This is a genomic window from Paenibacillus sp. FSL E2-0201 (genome assembly GCF_037963325.1).
GTDB lineage: Bacteria > Bacillota > Bacilli > Paenibacillales > Paenibacillaceae > Paenibacillus_AQ.
Genome location: NZ_CP150154.1, coordinates 4,825,732 through 4,846,163, shown reverse-complemented (window position 1 = coordinate 4,846,163; position 20,432 = coordinate 4,825,732). Strand labels below are relative to the sequence as shown.

13 protein-coding genes are annotated in these 20,432 nt (G+C 43.4%); all 13 read left to right on the top strand.

What is annotated here, in order from left to right; all coding sequences use genetic code 11:
• Window positions 1-24: 24 nt before the first annotated feature.
• The 13 genes from NSU15_RS22085 (at window position 25) to NSU15_RS22025 (ending at window position 20,428) form a co-directional block, all read left to right on the top strand.
• Window positions 25-2,955, top strand: a complete 2,931-nt coding sequence (locus NSU15_RS22085; protein ID WP_339287535.1) for an insulinase family protein — start codon at window positions 25-27, stop codon at window positions 2,953-2,955.
• A 257-nt stretch (window positions 2,956-3,212) separates the two neighbouring features.
• Window positions 3,213-3,644 (top strand): MarR family transcriptional regulator, encoded by a 432-nt coding sequence (locus tag NSU15_RS22080; protein WP_042130040.1) that lies wholly within the window; start codon window positions 3,213-3,215, stop codon window positions 3,642-3,644.
• Window positions 3,645-3,662: 18 nt separating this feature from the next.
• The gene (locus NSU15_RS22075; RefSeq protein WP_076117140.1) at window positions 3,663-5,045 is read left to right on the top strand and encodes an MATE family efflux transporter; all 1,383 of its coding nucleotides are present in this window, start codon (window positions 3,663-3,665) and stop codon (window positions 5,043-5,045) included.
• A 292-nt stretch (window positions 5,046-5,337) separates the two neighbouring features.
• The gene (locus NSU15_RS22070) at window positions 5,338-6,237 is read left to right on the top strand and encodes a sugar ABC transporter permease (protein WP_339287534.1); all 900 of its coding nucleotides are present in this window, start codon (window positions 5,338-5,340) and stop codon (window positions 6,235-6,237) included.
• A 63-nt stretch (window positions 6,238-6,300) separates the two neighbouring features.
• A complete protein-coding gene (locus tag NSU15_RS22065; RefSeq protein ID WP_060626659.1) occupies window positions 6,301-7,083 on the top strand; it encodes a carbohydrate ABC transporter permease in 783 nt (260 codons plus the stop codon).
• 139 nt (window positions 7,084-7,222) lie between these two features.
• The gene (locus tag NSU15_RS22060) at window positions 7,223-8,587 is read left to right on the top strand and encodes an extracellular solute-binding protein (protein ID WP_339287533.1); all 1,365 of its coding nucleotides are present in this window, start codon (window positions 7,223-7,225) and stop codon (window positions 8,585-8,587) included.
• Window positions 8,588-8,718: 131 nt separating this feature from the next.
• Window positions 8,719-10,491 carry a sensor histidine kinase gene (locus NSU15_RS22055; protein WP_339287532.1) on the top strand — a complete coding sequence of 591 codons (1,773 nt, stop codon included), beginning with the start codon at window positions 8,719-8,721 and terminating at the stop codon, window positions 10,489-10,491.
• Window positions 10,442-12,064 carry a helix-turn-helix domain-containing protein gene (locus NSU15_RS22050; protein WP_339287531.1) on the top strand — a complete coding sequence of 541 codons (1,623 nt, stop codon included), beginning with the start codon at window positions 10,442-10,444 and terminating at the stop codon, window positions 12,062-12,064. The genes NSU15_RS22055 and NSU15_RS22050 overlap by 50 nt, the downstream gene beginning before the upstream one ends.
• A 29-nt stretch (window positions 12,065-12,093) precedes the next feature.
• On the top strand, window positions 12,094-13,953 hold the full coding sequence (locus NSU15_RS22045; protein WP_339291415.1) for a DUF2264 domain-containing protein: 1,860 nt from the start codon (window positions 12,094-12,096) through the stop codon (window positions 13,951-13,953).
• Window positions 13,943-15,058 (top strand): glycoside hydrolase family 88 protein, encoded by a 1,116-nt coding sequence (locus tag NSU15_RS22040; protein WP_339287530.1) that lies wholly within the window; start codon window positions 13,943-13,945, stop codon window positions 15,056-15,058. Before NSU15_RS22045 ends, NSU15_RS22040 begins: the two co-directional genes overlap by 11 nt.
• Before the next feature lie 516 nt (window positions 15,059-15,574).
• Window positions 15,575-17,413: a sensor histidine kinase gene (locus tag NSU15_RS22035; protein WP_339287529.1), complete on the top strand. Its 1,839-nt coding sequence runs from the start codon at window positions 15,575-15,577 to the stop codon at window positions 17,411-17,413.
• Between the two features lie 7 nt (window positions 17,414-17,420).
• Window positions 17,421-19,001 (top strand): response regulator, encoded by a 1,581-nt coding sequence (locus NSU15_RS22030; protein ID WP_339287528.1) that lies wholly within the window; start codon window positions 17,421-17,423, stop codon window positions 18,999-19,001.
• Between the two features lie 116 nt (window positions 19,002-19,117).
• The gene (locus NSU15_RS22025) at window positions 19,118-20,428 is read left to right on the top strand and encodes an extracellular solute-binding protein (protein ID WP_042130025.1); all 1,311 of its coding nucleotides are present in this window, start codon (window positions 19,118-19,120) and stop codon (window positions 20,426-20,428) included.
• Window positions 20,429-20,432 lie beyond the last annotated feature (4 nt).

Below are 20,432 nucleotides of genomic sequence, written 5' to 3'. Positions count from 1 at the left end.
TCCCTAAACAGAGGAGGGAAATCTATGAGTCGTTTGATCACAGGGAACATTTATTATGGATTTCAGGTCATTAATGAGGAATTTATTAAGGAGATCGATTCCGCCGTATTCACGATGGAACATTTGAAGAGTGGCGCCAGGCTGCTGTTCGTGCAGAATCAGGATGACAACAAGGTCTTTAGCGTAAGCTTCAGAACTCCGCCTGAGGATAGCACGGGTGTTTTTCATATTTTAGAGCATTCCGTATTATGTGGGTCGGAGAAATATCCGGTCAAGGAACCTTTTGTAGAATTACTGAAAGGCTCGATGCAGACGTTCCTGAACGCATTTACGTTTGGGGATAAGACGATGTATCCAGTGGCGAGCCGGAACGATCAAGACTTCTCCAACTTGGTGGAGGTATATCTGGATAGTGTCTTTCAGCCGAATATTTATAAGCAGCAAGAAATCTTTGAGCAAGAGGGCTGGCATTACGAGCTTCAGCATCCCGAAGATGAGCTTATCTATAAAGGCGTGGTTTACAACGAGATGAAGGGTTCTTATTCCTCACCGACAACGGTATTGATGGATAGAATCAAAAAGTCATTGTATCCGGACACGATCTACCGTCATTCTTCAGGCGGAGATCCACAGGAGATTCCAGCACTAACCTATGAGCAGTTTCTTAAGGCGCACAGCAATTATTATCATCCGTCGAACAGTTATTTTTATCTCTACGGAGACGTTAATATTGAAGAGAAGCTGCAATTTATAGATCAGGAATATCTTGGGTCTTATGAACGAAACAGCTTTGATACATCCATCCCCCTGCAAAAGCCGATTGGAATGACGGAGCTGGTAGCGGATTATCCGATCCTGGAAGGAGAATCTGCCACAGATAAGACTTACCTGAGTCTGAATTATGTGATTGGAACCTCTACAGATCGGGAATTGAACCTGGCTTTTGATATTTTAAAAAGCATGCTGATGGACAGCAACGCAGCTCCGCTCAAGCAAGCCCTGCTCGAAAGCGGACTGGGTAAGGATGCGTTTGCTTTTTATTCCGACAGTATGGTTCAGCCGCTGCTTGGCATTACGCTGACGCATTCCAATGCCTCCTCCAAAGATGCCTTCGTTGAGCTGGTGAAGACTACATTAAAGCGTTTGGCTCAGGACGGACTAGATGAGAAGCTCGTGCTGGCAGCAGTCAATAGCAAGGAATTTGAACTGCGGGAAGCGGACTTTAATCAGTATCCGAAAGGTCTTACTTACAATATCGAAGTGATGAAGTCCTGGCTCTATGACGGTCAGCCTACCAATCATATGCGATATGAAGAGGCGTTCACTGCTATACGGGAAAAGCTGGCGGATCGTTATTTTGAGAAGTTGATTGAAGTCTATTTGTTGAATAGTGATCATTGCAGTGTGGTGGTGCTGAACCCGTCCAAGACGATCGCCGCTGAAAAGGAAGCATCCGCTCAGCATCAATTGAGTGAATACAAAGCGTCACTGCAACCAGATCAGTTGGCGCAGCTGGTTCAGCGTACACAGAACCTCTTGGCACGGCAGAGCCGTCCAGATGTCGCCGAGGATTTGCAGAAGCTGCCAAGCTTGTCCCTACAGGATATTAACCGAAGTATAGAACCGCAAGTACCTACCTATGAACATTCCCATCAGGACATAACGGTGATTCATCATGAGGTAGCTACCCAGAAGATTGCCTACTGCAAGTTTTATTGGGATACGAGTGTTGTCGCTCCAGAGCGAATCCCTTATTTAGTACTTCTGGCAGAGGTATTAGGTCAAATGGAGACTGCGTCCTACAGCATCGAGGAGCTCACCAGTGAGATCGGGATCAAAACTGGGGGCATTTACTTCAGGAATGAGATCTTTGGCGCAGCAAAAACCAACGGGGCAAGCTATCAGCCCAAATTCAGTGCGCTGGTGAAAGTAATGGCAGGGCATATTGGTGAGTCGCTGGATCTGCTGAGAGAGATGCTTTATACTAGTGCGCTCGATAATCTGACTAAGCTGCAGGAAATCGTCCGCCGGGAAGCCTCGCAGATGGAATCGATTCTGAACCAAAGAGGGAATGATATTGCGGCCAGCCGCCTGATGTCCTATTTCTCGGATATGGGAGCGTATCAGGAACAACAGGGCGGCGTAACTTATTACCGCTTTATCCGCGAGCTTGCCGAGACGTTTGATCAGCAGGGAGCTCAGCTAGCAGACACACTGAAGAATATCTGTGCGGTTTTATTTAATAAAAAGAATTTGATCATCAGCGTGACCGGAACAACTGATTTGTATGAGGAATTCGCCAATAATGTTGCGAAGCTAGATATCCAGGACCAACCGGTAGTGGATATGCCTAAGATTACGGCGCAAGGTCATGCGGACAATGAAGGATTCATGTCTTCCAGTCAGGTGCAGTATGTGGTCAAGGGATACAACTTCACTAAGCTAGGATTCACATATTCAGGCAAAATGCAGGTGCTCAAAAAAATCTTGAGCCTCACCTATCTATGGAATGCGGTGCGTGTGAAGGGTGGTGCTTACGGCGGAAATCTGATTCTGCGCAGAGACGGGATAATGATGTTTACTTCCTACCGTGATCCGAATTTGCAGGAGACGCTGGAGGTGTATGATCAGGCGTACCGTTTTGCTGAAGGGTATGAAGCAGATGCCGACGAGATGACCAAAGCAATTATCGGCACCTTGTCCATGCTGGACCAGCCGCTAAGTCCGAGTGCTCAGGGACGGCGGGCGGACCGGCATTATTTCGAACAGGTGACGGAGGCTGAACTCCAGCAAGAACGGGATGAAATCTTGTCGACAACACCGGAAGACATCAGACAGTACACCGACTTACTTAAGGCTGTGACGGAACAGAATTATTTCGCTGTGGTCGGCAACGCGTCCAAGCTGAAATCGAAAACCGCTTTATTCGGAAAGCTGGAAGAACTTGTGAAGTGAGTTTCTCTAATCGCTCCTTTTCAGTACATGTCTACGGGCATGTGCTGGAGAGGGGCGTTTTTTAATAAGGTGAACTAAAAAACATTCTTCAAAGGAAAAATGGCCGGAAGTCCAAATATTCACTGCAATCACGTACTTACCTTAAAAGAAGAATTAAATCAGCTTATTTAGTTAGAATATTGACAGTTAGAGTTCTAACTATTATGATAATGATGTTACTTAGAGTTCTAACTAATTCGGTTGAGGAGGAAATAATTATGAACAAACACGTTGAAAACACACCCTTTTCTAATTTGATTCGAGAGATCGGGATGAAACTAAAAAGTACAGCTGATGCCAGACTAAATGAGTTAGGTCTGAATTCACAGCAAGGGCGTATGATCGGCTATATTTTTGAGCATCAAGAAAAAGGTGTTATTCAAAAGGATTTGGCGGAGGTCTTTAATAGAAAAGGGGCAAGTATCACCAGCATGCTCCAAGGTTTAGAAAAGAAAGGCTATATCAAGCGTGTCACACCTGAGAATGATGAACGACAGAAGAGTATTTTTGTTTTGGAAAAGGGTGCTCTTTTGGTCGAGGAGTTCAATGAGATTTTTTCTGAGGTAGAAGCAAGCATTACAAAAGCACTCCGTCCGGAAGAAACTGCAACCTTAAAGTCTTTACTGCAAAAAGTTAATTCAAGTCTATAAAAGTTTGGAGGAAGAATCATGGAAACAGAAGGTTCAAATCAATATTATTTAGAATCGGCGCCGATCAAGAAGGCAATTGCTCATTTATCTATTCCTATGATGATCGGGATGTCTGTAGGTACCATCTATAATGTAATCAATGCTTATTTCATTGGCTTACTCCACAATACTAGTATGCTGACGGCCATTACGCTGGGTCTGCCCATTTTCACAGTCTTAATGGCCTTTGGGAATATGCTTGGCGTAGGCGGAGGAACATTTATTACAAGGCTGGCAGGGCAAAAAGATACGGAGAAGGGAAAGAAGGTTGCCGGATACACTTTTTATGGAAGCATTATAGTGGGTATTCTTATTGCTCTAATGGCGATGTTAGCGATTGATCCAATTACACGATTGCTGGGGGCAGATGCTGCTACTCTAGACTTTACTAAGGCTTATGCTTTGACTCTTTTTGCCGGTGGATTCGCCATTGTGCTTAATTTTGCCTTGGAGCAGCTAGTCCGTTCGGAAGGTGCCTCGAAGGAATCGATGTATGGCATCTTCATCAGTACGGCTTTAAGTTTAATTTTTGATCCGCTCTTTATTCTGGTGTTGAACTGGCATGTGGCAGGTGCTGCGTTGGCAATGGTTTTAGCGAATGTGGGTTCCGCGATTTATTATGTCTATTTTTTAGAAACGAAAAGTGAGCACTTAAGAGGATTTTTGAAGCATTTCAAGATATCTGTTCGAGATCAATTAGAAGTGTACAAAATAGGTGTATCGGAGTTATTGCAATTTAGTTTTGTGATTGTGAGCACGCTTTTGTTAAATAACTTTGCGATTCAATATGGAGAGAATGTGGTTGCTGGGTTTGGTGTGGCCTTAAGAATTGTGCAGGTTCCGGAATTTTTATCAATGGGTTTATTCTTAGGATTGATTCCACTGTTTGCGTTTAACTTTGCTAGTCAAAATATGGCGAGACTTAAATCAACGATTAAACATGCTTTTGCCTATATCGGAGGTATTGCTGTTGTATTTGTAGGTCTAGTATTTTTGTTCAGAGGAACGATTCTACATTTCTTCTCTAATGATCCTTCGGTGTTAAGTATGGGAACTTATATTTTGGTAGCCATGCTGATTTCTGCTTTATTTAATGGATTTACGGGTTTGTTCATGAGTATTTTTCAAGCGACCGGACAGGGGATTCCAACTAACATTATGGCCATCACACAAGGCGTACTGTTTATCCCTATGATTATCGTATTACATTCTGTCTTTGGACTTCACGGCGTGATCTGGTCTATGACCATAACAGAAGTTATAACGAGCTTGATGGGCGTTATCTTGTTTATTATTTTTAGTAAAAAGCTGAAAAGTACGGGTGGGGATGGAAAAGGTGTTGTAGAGGTTGCGTCCGTGTAAAACGATCTTACTGTGCGTGGAAAAATAGAAATGTAGTGGATGGCGGGAGCTTGGCTCGCGCTTTTTTTGCAATTATAAGAAAGTATAAGTTTTACAATATACTTTATGTCTTATATTTCTCGCATAAACACCTTTGGCGTCCTTATAAGGACGCCAAAGGTGTTTTTACTTGGTTGTCTAAAAGGTTTTGCAACTAAAGGATCGGTAAAATTAGTTCCAAAATGAACAATTATAGTTCTTATGATTAAGGCTTACTTTTTCTACAATTATGGATAAGTAAAGGAGGAGAACTATGATACGAAAATTTCATCTTAAAATGGATACGCGCGAAGCGATCGCCGGGTATTTATTCGTCGCTCCACTGATGTTGGGGCTGATCATCTTGACATTGATCCCGGTGCTGGGCTCACTGTTGTTAAGCTTCACGAACTGGAACTTTGTGGCTGGGTTAGGGGGGATTAAGTTCGCGGGCGTGGATAATTTCATAAGGCTGTTTCATGATGATGCTTTTATGAAAAGCTTGATGAACAATCTGCTCTTTATTATCACAGTTCCGGTTACGATCATCGTTGCGCTATTGCTGGCTATCCTGATTGATAAACAGGTGTTCCTGAAGGATTTGTTTAAAGTAATATATTTCCTTCCATACATCTCCAGTGTAGTTGCTATTGCTATGGTCTGGCAGGTTATGTTTCATCCCTCGCTGGGACCTGTTAATCAATTTCTGATGTCGCTGGGATGGGATAATCCGCCGAAATGGCTGGCTGATATTCATTATGCTCTGCCGTCACTTATGCTGATCCAAATTTGGATTCAGCTCGGGTATAACATTATTATTTTTATCGCGGGTTTACAGAGTATTCCAAGGGATCTTTATGAAGCGGCTGATATTGATGGCGCCAATGTCTGGCGGAAATTTCGCAATATCACAGTGCCTTGCATTTCGCCGACCACCTTTTTCTTGCTGGTTACTGGAGTCATTGGCTCCTTTAAGATCTTTGATCTAATACAAGTACTGACACAAGGTGGACCTGCTAACTCTACGACAGTTATCGTATATGAGCTATATGACACTGCCTTCAACCAGTTGAAGACGGGTTATGCCTCTAGTATGGCACTTGTCCTGTTCCTCATCTGCCTGATCATTACAGCCCTGCAGATGTTAGCGCAAAAAAAATGGGTCAATTATTAAAGGCAGAAAGGAGAATTTACAGTGAGAAAAGAGCTTCTATCCAGAACCTTCTGGACAATCGCAATGGGACTGCTAGGTATTGCATTTCTTTTACCGTTTCTATGGATGTTATCTACTTCCTTTAAACTGGAGAAAGATGTGTTTAATTTTCCAATACAATGGCTGCCGCAGCAGTGGAATCTTATTGAGAATTACAAACAGGTGTGGTCAGGTGATTTCGCTCGTTATTACGGAAATTCCATTTATATTACCCTGGCGACGACTATAATTAATGTGCTGATATGCGCACTTGCTGCTTATGGATTCTCCAAGCTGCGTTTTCCGGGTAGAGATGCGATGTTTGTAGTAGTATTAGCCCTTTATATGGTACCTCCGCAGGCTTCGTTAGTTCCACAGTTTCTACTGTTTAACTGGCTGAATCTGATTGATACGCATATAGGATTGATCTTAATTAACAGCTTTAGTATTATCGGTGCGTTTATGCTCAAGCAGTTTTTTATGGGGGTAAACAACGAGTATCTTGAATCGGCGCGGATGGATGGAGCAGGTCATTTTCGCTCTTTTCTACAAATTGCATTCCCGTTAATCCGTCCGGCTGTAGCCACTTATGCTATTTTGCGGTTTATCTGGACCTGGAACGACTATCAGTATCCACTCATTTTTTTGAAATCTAAAGAGCTGTTTACGATTCAGTTAGGTATTCGGTTGTTTGGGGATCAATACGGCGATGTCTATTCACTCATGATGGCTGGTGCGGTATCTGCAATTTTGCCTCTGTTAATTATTTTTGCTCTCGGACAGAAGCAAGTTATTGAGGGAATTGCCCTCGGAGGCGTGAAGGGATAATAAAAGTCAAAATAGTTTCTCTTCGGTAGAATATGAGAACTTTCCTCGTCTATCCCGCATGTTAGGATGTTCTTGTAAGCAGTTACATAGCACTAGCTGTAAAGCGAGGTATACCCAACACATTTATAGGAGGGTCTATATGAAAAAGAAATTATTATCCGTGCTTGTTATCTCATCGATGGCGTTGTCATTGGCCGCATGCGGTGGAAATGCGAAAACCAATAATGCAGGGGCAACAAATGCGCCTGAAGCTGGTGGGAATAAAGAGCCTGCAGCAGAGAAGGTTACGCTGAAGCTGAGTACCTGGCAGACGGAAGCGAAAGCGAAATGGAGCACGATTATCGCAGAGTTTGAGAAGGCGCATCCCGACATACATGTAGAAGTAGATCTACTGAATGAAAAAGGTGATTCTGTAGCCTCCATGCAAAAGCTGGACTTGATGGCTGCTGCAAGTGACCCGCTGGATATTGTCGAACTGCCTTATACCAACTATTCGCAGCGTGCAGATATCGGTTTGTTAGCGCCGATGGACGAATATATTCAGAAAGAAGGGTATAAGCTCTCCGATGAATATCTGGTGGACACTTCGGTCAACGGCAAAATCTATGCGTTGCCGTCTTCTATGCAGCGCTGGTTCGTGCTCCTTAACAAAGAAATGCTAGATGAGGCTGGTCTGCCGGTTCCGACGGACTGGACTTGGGCTGATTTCGAAGAGTATGCGAAGAAATTGACCAAGGGTGAGGGTGCAACGAAGCGTTTTGGCGCATATTTGCATAATTGGCCGGATTATTTCCAGCTCCAGCTGATGAGTAAGCCTGAGGATAATACATTTCTAAAAGCTGACGGAACCTCGAATGCGCTAGACCCGCAGTTTAAGGCAAATCTGCAGATGATGAAGAAAATGATGTACGAAGATAAGAGTGCCACTCCTTATGAAGATATTATTTCGCAGAAGCTTGCCTACAGGAATCAGTATTTCAATGGTTTAGCAGCGATGCTTCCGATGGGAGACTGGATGGTTGCGGAATCGGGAGGAACGGAGGCTATTCCGGCAACTTTCGTTACAGCGTTTGCTCCAATCCCTCGATTGGATAGTGAAAGCAAACATTACTCACCTGTGCAGCCGACTTATATGGGGATAGCTGCTAAATCGAAGAATAAGGAAGCTGCTTATACCTTTGTGCGCTGGTATACCTCAGAAGGACTGGAAATTGGAGGGCGTGTCTTCTCTGGCTGGGCGAAATCAGATACGAATAAATTGGTGGATACGATTGTGAATGGTTCCAAGGATCCATCTAAGATTGATGTCGATTCCCTGAAATTTACGATGGAGAACTCGACACCTGGTGCGACGCAAGTTCCCGCTAAATATGCGGATGAAGCTAAGAACAACGTTATTCCAGAAGCAGAGATGTATCTCCTTGGCCAACAGGATCTGGATGTGACAGTTAACAATATTGATAAAAAAATCTCGGAAGTCGTTCAGAACAACAGCGGAAAGTAGGCGGAGACTGATTGTACGCTTCCCCAAGGGGGCTTATAATGTGGGGGCAGGAAAGCATTTCTGCCTCCTGCTCCAAATTCAAACAGATATGGGGCCTGTCATCCGTGTTTAGAAAGCATCAATCACTTCGAATGAAACTTGTCTGGTCTTCACTGATCTGCGTATTGATTCCACTGGTCTGTATTTACATGGTTACAGATTATTTAACTCGGGATCTGATTCTGGAGAAGGCCGTTGGCAGCGCTAGGGAATCCCTCAATGCGTCCAGTGCCAATATGAATGCCATTTTTGAACAGACGCTAGAGCAGTCCAATTTCGTGCTCCAGAACAATGAAATTAGGCAGATGATGTCCGCCGATCCAGAGACGCTACGTTCAGCGAAGGAGATCATCCAGTATAACCGTATGTCGCGGATGCTGGATGATATGTTCGTATTAACCGAATATTTGAAAGTGACGCTAATCGGAAAAAATGGATTTATTTATACCAGCTATCCTTATAGTGACTTTAATCCGACAACCTTTTATAACGAGCATTGGATGTCGCTGATGAAACAAATTCAACCTATCTCGACCTATTGGAAAGCAGAACACGATACTTACTATAATTACTCGGATAAGGGCTCAACTAATTGGGTAACCATTGCGAGACCCATTCAATCAACTTCCAGCAGTACGATCGGATATATGATTATTAACATCAATGAGCGTAAACTCCGCCCTTATCTAAATAATGATAACGGTAAAGAAATGATGCTTTTAGATGATAAAGGTACTGTCGTGTCACATGCTGACAAGGCCCGAATTGGTGAATTGACGACATGGTGGAAGAAGGATGGCGGGCTTGACACTGTCGAAATCGATGGGGAGAAATTCTTATATGTTGACCAGGAACTGAGCAGCAACAAATGGCGGATGGTAAGCATTATTCCAATGAAGGCTGCTTTGTCGAAGAATAAGCAGATTTTATTTATCAGCTTGGCTGTGCAGATTCTTTTCTTTACTTTGTTTTCCGTGCTCTTAACCGTCCTTATCTCTAAACTAACTCAGCCTATCGTAAAATTAAGTGCTTTTGTAAAGGGAATAGGTCGTGGTCAATTGGACGAACGTTCCTTCATTCGAGGGAAGAATGAGGCAGCGCAGCTTGCCCGCACCATCGACCAAATGCTAGACCGTATCGAGTCTATGATTGAACAAATCACTTATGAGCAAATGGGAAAAAGAAAAGCCGAGCTAGAAATGCTGCAGGCACAGATCAATCCGCACTTTATGTTTAATTTACTGAATTCGATCCGGTTAAATATTTTGATGCAAGGAGACAAGGAGAACGCTGAGCTGATTGGTTCGCTGTCGTCTTTACTCCGTATGACCTTTAACAGGGACAATGAATTTATCCCGCTTCGCGAGGAGACAGACACGATATCTCATTATGTGACGTTGATGAATTTTCGCCACGCGAATCAGGTCAGGCTCGAGATGAATTTAGCGGATGGAAGTGCTGAAGCGCTGGTACCCCGGTTTATGATTCAGCCTATGATCGAGAATGCTATTATTCATGGTTTCGAGCAGTTTGGTGGTGAGATTTACATTGGTGCTCATATAATTGCAACTACAGGAACGCTGGTGATCACGATTAAGGATAATGGCATCGGCATGTCACCGGAAAATTTAAAAAGACTTCGTGAAACCGCATACAGCAGCGAGCAAATAGCAGAAGAAGACAGAAAAGGTTTCTCCGGTATAGGCTTACGCAATGTGGCTCAACGTCTCAGTATGATTTATGGCGCTTCTTTCAAGCTGAATATCCAAAGCGAACCTGATGTGGGTACGGAGATTTGTTTGGAGTTTCCTCTGGATGATGGAAAGGCAGGTGTGGAGAATGCTGACGGCAATCTTGGTGGATGATGACTATCCGGTTATCCGTTATTTGTCGCAGGCCGTACCTTGGAGTGAGATCGGTATTGAACTCATAGGAAGTTATTATAGCGGTCTTGAGGCTTGGGAAAAAGCACAGCAGAATCCACCGGATTTGATTATTACCGATATTGGTATGCCCAAGATGAACGGACTGGAGATGCTTGAGAAATTCAGAGCAGTGAATCCTGGAATCCGAGCGATTATTTTGTCCTGCCACAACGAATTCAAATACGCTCAGCAGGCGCTGAAATTAAACGTAGGAGAATATATTTTAAAGGAATCACTGGATATCGATCAGTTGGTGCAAGCACTCAGAACGCTTGTGACGGAAGTGGGTCTGAATAGGCAGCAGCATACAGAGATGCTCGTTTATAAGCAAAAGCAGTCTCAAAACCGTGCCGCACTTAAGGAAAAGTTTCTAAAAGATACACTGTATCAATTCTGGGACAAGGAGGCTTGGATCGAACAGGCCCGGTCAAACGGAATTATGATCCATGCCAAAAATTATATTCCGCTGGTTATTGTGATTGACCGTCCGGAGGAAGTTTCAAGGGTACGCCGGATGAGTGAATATACGATTTCTTTTGCAGTTGAGAATATCATGCAGGAAGTGCTTGAGGCTGATCACAGTCTATTTATTTCGAGATACAGTAATAAGGAAATTGTCATTCTCTTTTGCAGTGACAAGCCATCTAAAGACCACCAAGCAATCTATCATTCTATTCAAAATGCAGCTTCTGCCGTGCAGAAATATCTCAAGCTGTCCGTCTCTTGCATCTTTGGCGCTGAGGCGCGCAGTCCTGAAGAGATTCGAGGAACGCTGCAGCGGATGCTAAGGGAGAAGATTCAACGCTTTTATCTTCCTACGGCAGGAATCCACCGTTTTGAAGAGATTTGCTTTTCAAAGGAAGATATTTATGCCGAGTATGGAAGTGTGTACGCTGTTATCAATGATGATATTGCTCTGAACAGGGACACGGAGCTTCGCGTTCATATCAAGGAATGGAGAGAATGGGTGGCCTCGCAAAAATTCCATCCAAATGAAGTCAAGGAATGTGTACTCCGCTTGCTGATGGATTTGCAGATGAAGACGAAACAACTGCTGCAATCACCACTGCCTATGGCTGAAGAGAAGCTGTTTAACGTGGTGGGTGACATTGAAACTCTTGAGCATTTGGAAGATTGGTTAGTTCAGTACTTGGAGGAATTAGCTCGGAAAATTAGTATATTCTCCATTAAGTCCAAACGGAGTGAGGTTATCAAAGCCCAGCAGTTCGTGATTAGTCATGTAACGGAGAAAATAACACTAGAAGACATGGCCGGACGCCTGAACTTGAATGCCAGCTATTTCAGCCGCCTCTTCAAAAGGGAAACAAACCAGAATTTCATTGAATATGTAAATATGCTAAAGCTTCAGAAGGCAAAAGAGCTGCTTAATCAGTCAGGAAAGACTGTCGAAGAAATCTCCGAGTATCTGGGATATGCGAATAAAAGTTATTTCATTAAGTTGTTTAAACGGGAAATGGGCATGAGGCCGAGTGAATATGCAGCTTGGCATTGAGTGTGGATAGGAGGGACCCAGCTGTGGAAATGAAGGGTACTAAAAAAGAATTACAGATGTTCCTAAATGATCTATATGCTCCGCTAGAGAGTCGATTTACTGCTGGATGTGCAGGAATTGAGATGGGGGCTACAGGATCTATTTACAATGAAGCTACCGCACTTATGGAAGCCTTTGCCCGTCCTTTATGGGGGCTTGTCCCCCATGCTAGCGGCGGCGGTGAAAGTGTACTTTGGCCGATGTTCCTCGAAGGGATCATTAACGGGACAGACCCAGAGCATGATGAATATTGGGGTGAATTCTCGACTAAAGATCAGCGAATGGTAGAGCAAGCCGTACTGGGACTGGGGCTTGCTCTTGCACCGCATAAGCTGTGGGAGCCACTGAGTGATGTACAGAAACGAAATGTGTATAACTGGTTGAATCAGATCAACCATGTCGATCGATCTAACCCGAATAACTGGCTAATGTTCACGGTACTTGTGAATGTGGGCTTTAAGAAGCTTGGGTTGCCCTACGATCAAGAGATAATGGATGATTATTTGGACAAGATTGATACCTACTACTTGAGTGATGGCTGGTATTCCGATGGGCTGACCGATCAGAGGGACTATTATATTGCATTTGCTATGCACTATTACACGTTGATTTATGCTAAATTGATGGCGGATGAAGATCCTCAGAGGGCTGCAGTCTACCGGGAAAGAGCCGCGCAATTTGCCAAAGAGTTTATTTATTGGTTTGCTGAGGACGGAAGTGCAATTCCTTTCGGACGTAGTCTGACCTATCGTTTTGCACAGGTCTCTTTCTGGAGTGCGCTGGTATATGCCGATGTACTTCCTTTTTCATATGGCGTCCTCAAAGGAATTATAATGCGTCATTTTCGTTGGTGGTTTGATAAACCTATTGTGGGAATAGACGGACTTCTAAGTATCGGATATGCGTATCCGAACCTAGTAATGACAGAGAACTACAACGCCCCCGGATCACCGTATTGGGCCTTTAAAGCTATGCTTATTCTTGCCTTGCCAGATGATCATCCTTTTTGGCAAGCGGAAGAAGAACCACTGCCTGTATTGAAAGAGCTATTGCCACTCGAAGAGGCACGTATGCTGGTGAGCCGTCCGGAAGGGAATAAGCATGTTATTGCCTATACCTCTGGTCAGATGGCTAACTTTGATATGGCCCATAGTGGGGCTAAATATTCCAAGTTTGCTTACTCCACGCTGTTCGGCTTCAGTGTGCCGAAGGCGGGCTATGGCTTAGTTCAAGGTGCTTATGACTCCACACTAGCGCTGTGTGAATGCGATGAATATTACCGGGTACGCAGATTCTGCGAGACGTGGGAAATTGGAGAGAATTATGTATATTCACGCTGGCATCCCTGGAGCGATGTACATGTGGAGACGTGGATTATTCCAGCAGGTCTGTGGCATGTCCGTATTCACAGCATTCACAGCGCCCGGTGTCTCGACGTAGCGGAGGGTGGATTTGCCATTGGCCAGTCTGCCGGCTTCACCCGTAGTGAACGGGAAACCATTCATGTATCTAACACTGCTGTCTCGGTGCAATTGCCCTGGGGAATCAGTGCCATACATATGCTAAGCGGTTTTGACCGGGGGGAATGTGTAGAGCCCGAGCCGAATACCAATCTGCTGAAGCCGCGGACGTTTCTTCCAAGCTTATGCTCCAGACTGGATCCGGGAGATCAAGTACTGATATCTGCTGTCTTTGGAGCAACGAATACTCCGGAGAATCAGGCCAGTCTGGCTTCGCCGCCGCTTATTCAGTGGCAGTCAGACGGAAGGGTTGCTGTATACGATCCTAGTAACGATGCACTTTTACATACTGTTGATTTATTGGAAAGGAGCAACAAAGATGTGGACTAAGGCCATTGAGGATGCGATTCACAAAATTGGGAGTAACATTACTAACCATCCGGGCAAACTGCCCCATATCGCCGAGGGGCAACAGTACGAATGGGGAGACAATGATGATTGGATAGAGGGGTTCTATGTGGGCATGATGTGGCTTGCCTACGAATATGGTAAAGATTCATTCTTTAAGGAGGCGGCAGCCTCATGGCTAGGGGACTTCAAGCATCGTTTGGATCAGCACATCGCCTTAGATCATCATGATATTGGCTTTTTGTATTCACTAACTGCAGTAGCGGAGTGGAAAATAACAGGCAGTGAAGCGGCGCGGGCTGTCGGTCTGCAGGCTGCAGATACGTTGTGTAAACGCTGGCGTGAAACAGCTGGAATCCTCCAGGCTTGGGGTCTAGAGAGTGATCCTGAGAACGGGGGGCGTATCATTATTGACTGTTTGATGAATTTGCCTCTGCTGTTCTGGGCTGCGGAGGAAACGGGGGACAATCGCTACTATGATATAGCCCTTCAGCATGCGTTAAAGAGCCGAAAATTTCTTGTGCGCGGGGATGATTCCTCTTATCATACTTTTTACTTTGATCCGGCTACGGGGAGTGCGATTCGTGGAGGAACTCATCAAGGGTATGAGGATGGATCGACCTGGACTCGTGGTCAAGCCTGGGGAATATACGGTTTTGCGCTGGCGTATCGCTATACGCAGAATGAGGATTTTCTTATTACTTCCAAAAGCCTGGCTCATTATTTTATAAGCCATCTTCCGGAGGATAGTGTGGCTTATTGGGATTTCGATGTGCCTGTGGAAGCGGGGACCCCTCGTGACAGCTCAGCTTCTGCGATCGCGGCATCCGGCCTCTTGGAACTGCTGGACATTCTGGACGCAGATGACCCGGACCGCGCTATTTATGAAGAGGCATTACTCCGCAGCATGAAATCTCTGGTGGAACATTATGCGACATCTGAAGATCCAGAGGCGGAGGGACTTCTAAAGCATGGGTCCTATCATGTCAGAGGCGGACGCGTGCCTGATGGTCATATGATTTGGGGAGATTATTATTATTTAGAAGCATTGATCCGCATGCAGACCGGCATCCGAGGCTATTGGTAGTATGAGCTTCTAACACGCACGTTTCCAAAGCATCCACAAAATTTCACCTATTCGATGGAAGCTTTCGAAGCAAGCTTTCCTTCTTACGGAAAGCTAACTAGGCGGTCGCTATGCTCCTGCTGTTCCAAGTGGTCTCTTTGCAACTCTACTTCTATGTTATTTTTAAGAAAAGTTATATTAGAAATGCGGTCAATGGAGCCCGTCATTTCCTATTAGCAGTGCCCCTTTCTCGATAATCCGAGGAAGGGGCTTCTTTGTTGTACGATGGGTGTACTAATTTCAAGCGGCGATTCGGAAGCTTTCTAAGCAATATGCTAGGACAAATAAATGATATCGTAAATTTCCTTTGTTCATGAAGAATTACAGAACAACGATTGCCTGGATATTGTCCGCAATGCAGGACCTCCCATTCGAACCGCTAGAGCTTACTCTATATAAGATTACACGAAATGAGTTAGTGCTAGCTCCGGATAAATATATGTTATATTATTGCTTATCGGTGCAAGGAGAATAGTAATGATAGATTACGATATACAAATGGAGGATCAAACGTTGATGGTACGGATTATAAGAAGTATAAAGTCTCTAATTTACACTAACTCAAAAAAATTAGCATTTAAAATACCATTCGCTTATTTTTTGGTCATTTTGCTTACGGTGGGTTTCAGTTATGGGGTGTTGAATCAAATATCTACTAATTCAGCCCAAAAGAAAATTAACGAGGCTTCTTTGCAAACGATTACTTCTATACAGACAAACGTCGATTTAATGATTGAAAACGTAAACAACTACTCTAAAATGATATTTTCCGATCGTAATCTGCAAAACTTGTTAAGGCAGGGAGGGGTGTATTCCAATCTGGATACACAATCTAAAGTTAGCGCCTATTTGTATAATCTTATGCAAGCGGTTCCTATAATTGATTCTGTTAATATTTTCGACAATACGGGGCATCGTTTTTCCGTCGGAACACAGGAATTACCAACTTTTATGGAAGCGGACATAAAGGATGCCTCATGGTATGAGCAAGTTGTAAGTAATAAAGGGAAATATATTCTAAGATTAAATGGCAGCGGAGCTTTTTCAAGAATGGGAGCCGATGAAAATTTCGTATCTTTTATACGATTAATTCGGGATATTGATAACACTTCTCCCCTAGGGGTGTTGGTCATTAATATCAAAGACGACGCCTTTGTACAGGCGTATTCCAATCTGCTGAATCAGAGTTCCTTTGAAATTGCTATTTTAGATGAAAATAATCATATCATCGTATCCGATTCCACCCAAGATCAACATAATGCAGTCTATAAAGAGATCCTTATGACAAACAGAGAGAGCCTGGAACAACAATTTCAGAAAAGCAACTCAGGATCTCTTACATTGAATTCTGGTTCACAGAAGTATAGAATCTCTTATCTCTCAGGTGGAGAATTTAATTGGAAATTTGTAAGTATTACACCCTACAATACGATTGATTCGCGGAATAAATCGCTTGTACTCTTGGCATTGCTTCTATTGATTATCAACGGAAGTATTTTCTTTTTTAGTTCCTTCATCATTTCGCGCAGTATTATTAATCCGATACATAAGCTCCTCCGATCCATGAACAAAGCTCCTAGGGGTAATTTTATGAAAGTAAAAGTAGAACGCAATATTTATGAATTCGAACAGTTGTTTAACGGTTATAATCACATGATTGAGGAAATGGATCAGCTTCTGACCCGAATCGTTGAAGAGCAGAAGATGATTCGTAAAGCTGAATTGAATACACTGCAATCCCAGATCAAACCGCATTTTTTATATAACACGCTGGACTCCATTACTTCGTTGGCGTTGTCTGGATTAAACGATCAGCTATGTGAAATGATTGAGGCATTGGGAAACTATTATCGTATGAGTGTCAGCAAGGGCTTAGACGTTATCACGGTCGGTGAAGAGATTGAAATGGTTCGTAATTATTTGAAAATCCAAAATATACGTTATCAGGATGTCTTTGAGGCTCAGTTCGACGTGGATGAAGACTGCCTTCAATATCCTATACCCAAGCTGGTTATACAACCATTGGTTGAAAATGCGCTTTATCATGGTATCCGGCCTAAAGGAACGAAAGGAACGATTACAATCAGCGCGCGAAGTATGAAGGATGAAGTGAGAATATCCATATCTGATGATGGTGTTGGGATGTTGGAAGAAGAGATTATGCAAATTCTTGAAAGAAAGGATCAATTAAAGAGCTTTGGATTGTGGGGAACTATGGAGCGCTTGCGTATTTTTTATGGAAATAAAAACTGTATTAAAATCGAAAGCGAATTAGGAAAAGGGATGACGATAACGATAATTATACCGAAGGGATAGATACGCAATGGAAAAATTAAAGGTTTTGATTGTTGATGATGAATATTTGATAAGGAACCTGCTTAGGATGCGTGTTGACTGGGAAAAGCAAGGCCTAACCATTATAGGAGAAGCTTCCAATGCACACGAAGCTTTGGATATGGTGGATGAACAGAGACCGGACATCATTTTTACAGATATTTATATGCCCTCTATCAACGGAATTGAGTTTAGCAGGGAAGTTTTAGCAAAGTATCCGGATATAAAAATTGTTATCGTTACAGGTCATGATGAATTTGAATATGCACATCAGAGCATCAAAATGGGAATATCTGATTTCATTCTAAAACCGATTCGTGCTTCAGATCTGCTCAATGTGATTGATAAGCTGAAAAATAAAATATACGAGGAGCGTACGCGAGATAAGGAATTAGAGAGATTGAAAGAAGATTTAGAGCGGAATTTTCCATATCTCAGAGAAAAATATTTATATCAGTGGTTAAAGGGCGATCTTTCCAAAGAAGAGATTCATGAAAAAGCGGACTATTTTAAACTGCCGGTGTTCCTAAGCAAAGAGGCCTTTCAAATCGCTATTCTAGAAATTACCTCAGCATCCGTAAAGCAATCAGAAGAACAGTTGATTCTCTTGGGAATGGAATGCAGATACAAAGTGGAATCGTTCTTCCAGAACGACAATCAAGTGATTATTTTAACAGATACCCGAAACCAAATTGTAGTCATTTCATTTAACCAAGCTACGAATCTTGTCAGCGATTGTGAATCACTTATAACCAATCTGTGCGAATCCTACAAATGCTATGTTAACATCGGGATCGGGCGCAAACGTATACATATAGAAGAAGCGCACCTTGGATATCAGGAAGCATGTCGTGCGGTGCAATACAAGGTCTTTGTTGGGAATAATCAGGTTGTTTGCTTCGAGGATATTGTAGGAAACAGGGAGGCGCATTACCAGTCGAATCCAGATCGTCTTCAGCAGCTGCAGTTCTACATCAGCGTCGGTTCGGGCGAGCAGGCAATTCAAAGTCTAACGCAGATCTTTGATGTTGCTTTCTCCAGTATAGCTCAGTTTCGTCTAGCAGCGATGGATGTGATCAATGAATGCCAACGTGCCGCGATAGAGCAACAGGTCGAGGATGAAGAAGTGTCCAATAAAGAAACATGGGTCTCTATTCTCACAGCAGACAATTTACCGGAATTAATGAACCTATTGGAGAGTTATGTCCTACACGTATCAAGAATTATATATTCAAAAAACCAAACAAAAGAAGGGGACCTCATCAGTCAGGTGAAAGAGTATCTCGAGAAGAATTTGGATGATCCCAAACTAGGATTAGCTAGTACAGCTGGGACTTTCTTCGTCAGTCCAGGTCATTTGGGACGACTTATGAAGAAAGAAACAGGGCAGACCTTTGTGGAGTATCTTACGAACATACGTATGAAAAAGGCGGAAAGCCTGCTGAAGAATACGGATTTAAAAGGATACGAGGTTGGTGAGCAGGTTGGAATCAAGGATGCGCACTATTTTAGCATCTTGTTTAAGAGATTTACGGGGATGTCGATGAATCAGTACAGAAACGGTAAATGATTAAGAGGATATGTTCGAATAATGAAAGGTACATGTTGGTATTTTGAATGGAGTTATCATGGTATCTTCCCTAAACTAATACTAGAAAGAACAAATTTCATTTGGGGGGTTTATTGATGAAAGCGTTATTAAGAAAGACGATGAGCATAACGTTGGCTATAGGAATCGTAGGTAGTGTAACTGCATGTTCATCCGAATCATCTGGAGGAACTCAGTCTAAAAGTGGAAGTGTTAAGTTGACATTATGGGACCAATCCGTAGGTAATACTGATCCATCTGCAAAATTATTGCCGGAAATCGTTGAGAAGTGGAACAAAGAGCATCCAGAAATTCAAGTTGTACGATCAGGAACGACTGGCGAGCAGTATAAAACCAAAATTAAGACTTCACTTGCCGCAGGTGAAGCACCTGACATTTTTTATGGAATGGGCGGAGGCAGCTTCATGCAGCCTTATATCGAATCCGGCAATGTGCTTGAAATTAGCAGCTATTTAACGGACGAAATTAAATCGAAGATGGCTCCAGGTATGTCTGAAGCTATCGAGGTTGATGGAAAAATCTATACACTGCCTGTCTATACCCATATCGCTAATCTTTTTGTAAATACGGAGTTGTTCGATAAAGCAGGAGCCAAAATTCCGACAACCTATTCAGAGCTGCTCGATGCGGGAGAGAAACTAAAGGCAGCGGGGATCACCCCGGCTCTCATTGGAGAGAAGGACCGCTGGCCCGGTATGTATTGGTACGATATGATTGCGATGCGCCAGGCAGGAAATGATGCTGTTATTGAGGCATTTAAGGATCCTTCCAAATGGAATTCACCAGATTTCGTTGCTGCAGCTACTAAAATGCAGGAACTTGGAAAAACAGGCTTCTTCAATAGCAGTATGTTCAGCATGAGCTATGATGAAATGCTTGGAGCGTTTAATGCAGGACAAGGGGCTATGATGTTTCAAGCCAACTGGGTAAATGCAGGTATCGAAGATCCATCCTCGGCCGTCAAAGGCAAGGTCAAGGTGATTCCATTCCCGGTATTTGAAGACGGTAAGGGAAAGAGTACTGAAATTTTCGGAGGAGCGGTGGATGGCTTTTATGTCAGCAATACCACGAAGCAACCCAAAGAAGCCGTTGAGTTTCTTATGTATCTAAGCGAGCAGCTCGGTACACAGGGCTTCCTTGCCGGAGCAGGGCTTCCTAGCTGGAACATTGACGCTCTTGATACTTCTGGTCTGTCCACACTTGATAAATCAGCAGCAGATATTATGAAAACAGCAACTTCTTTTATTGCATGGTGGGACAATATTCTCCCGGCTGATTCTGCGGAAGCTCACAAGAACTTAATCGCGCAACTCTTGGCAGGAGACATCACTCCTGATGAATTCTGTAAACAGATGGCACAGCTTAAACCAACGGAATTAAGCCTCTGATCTG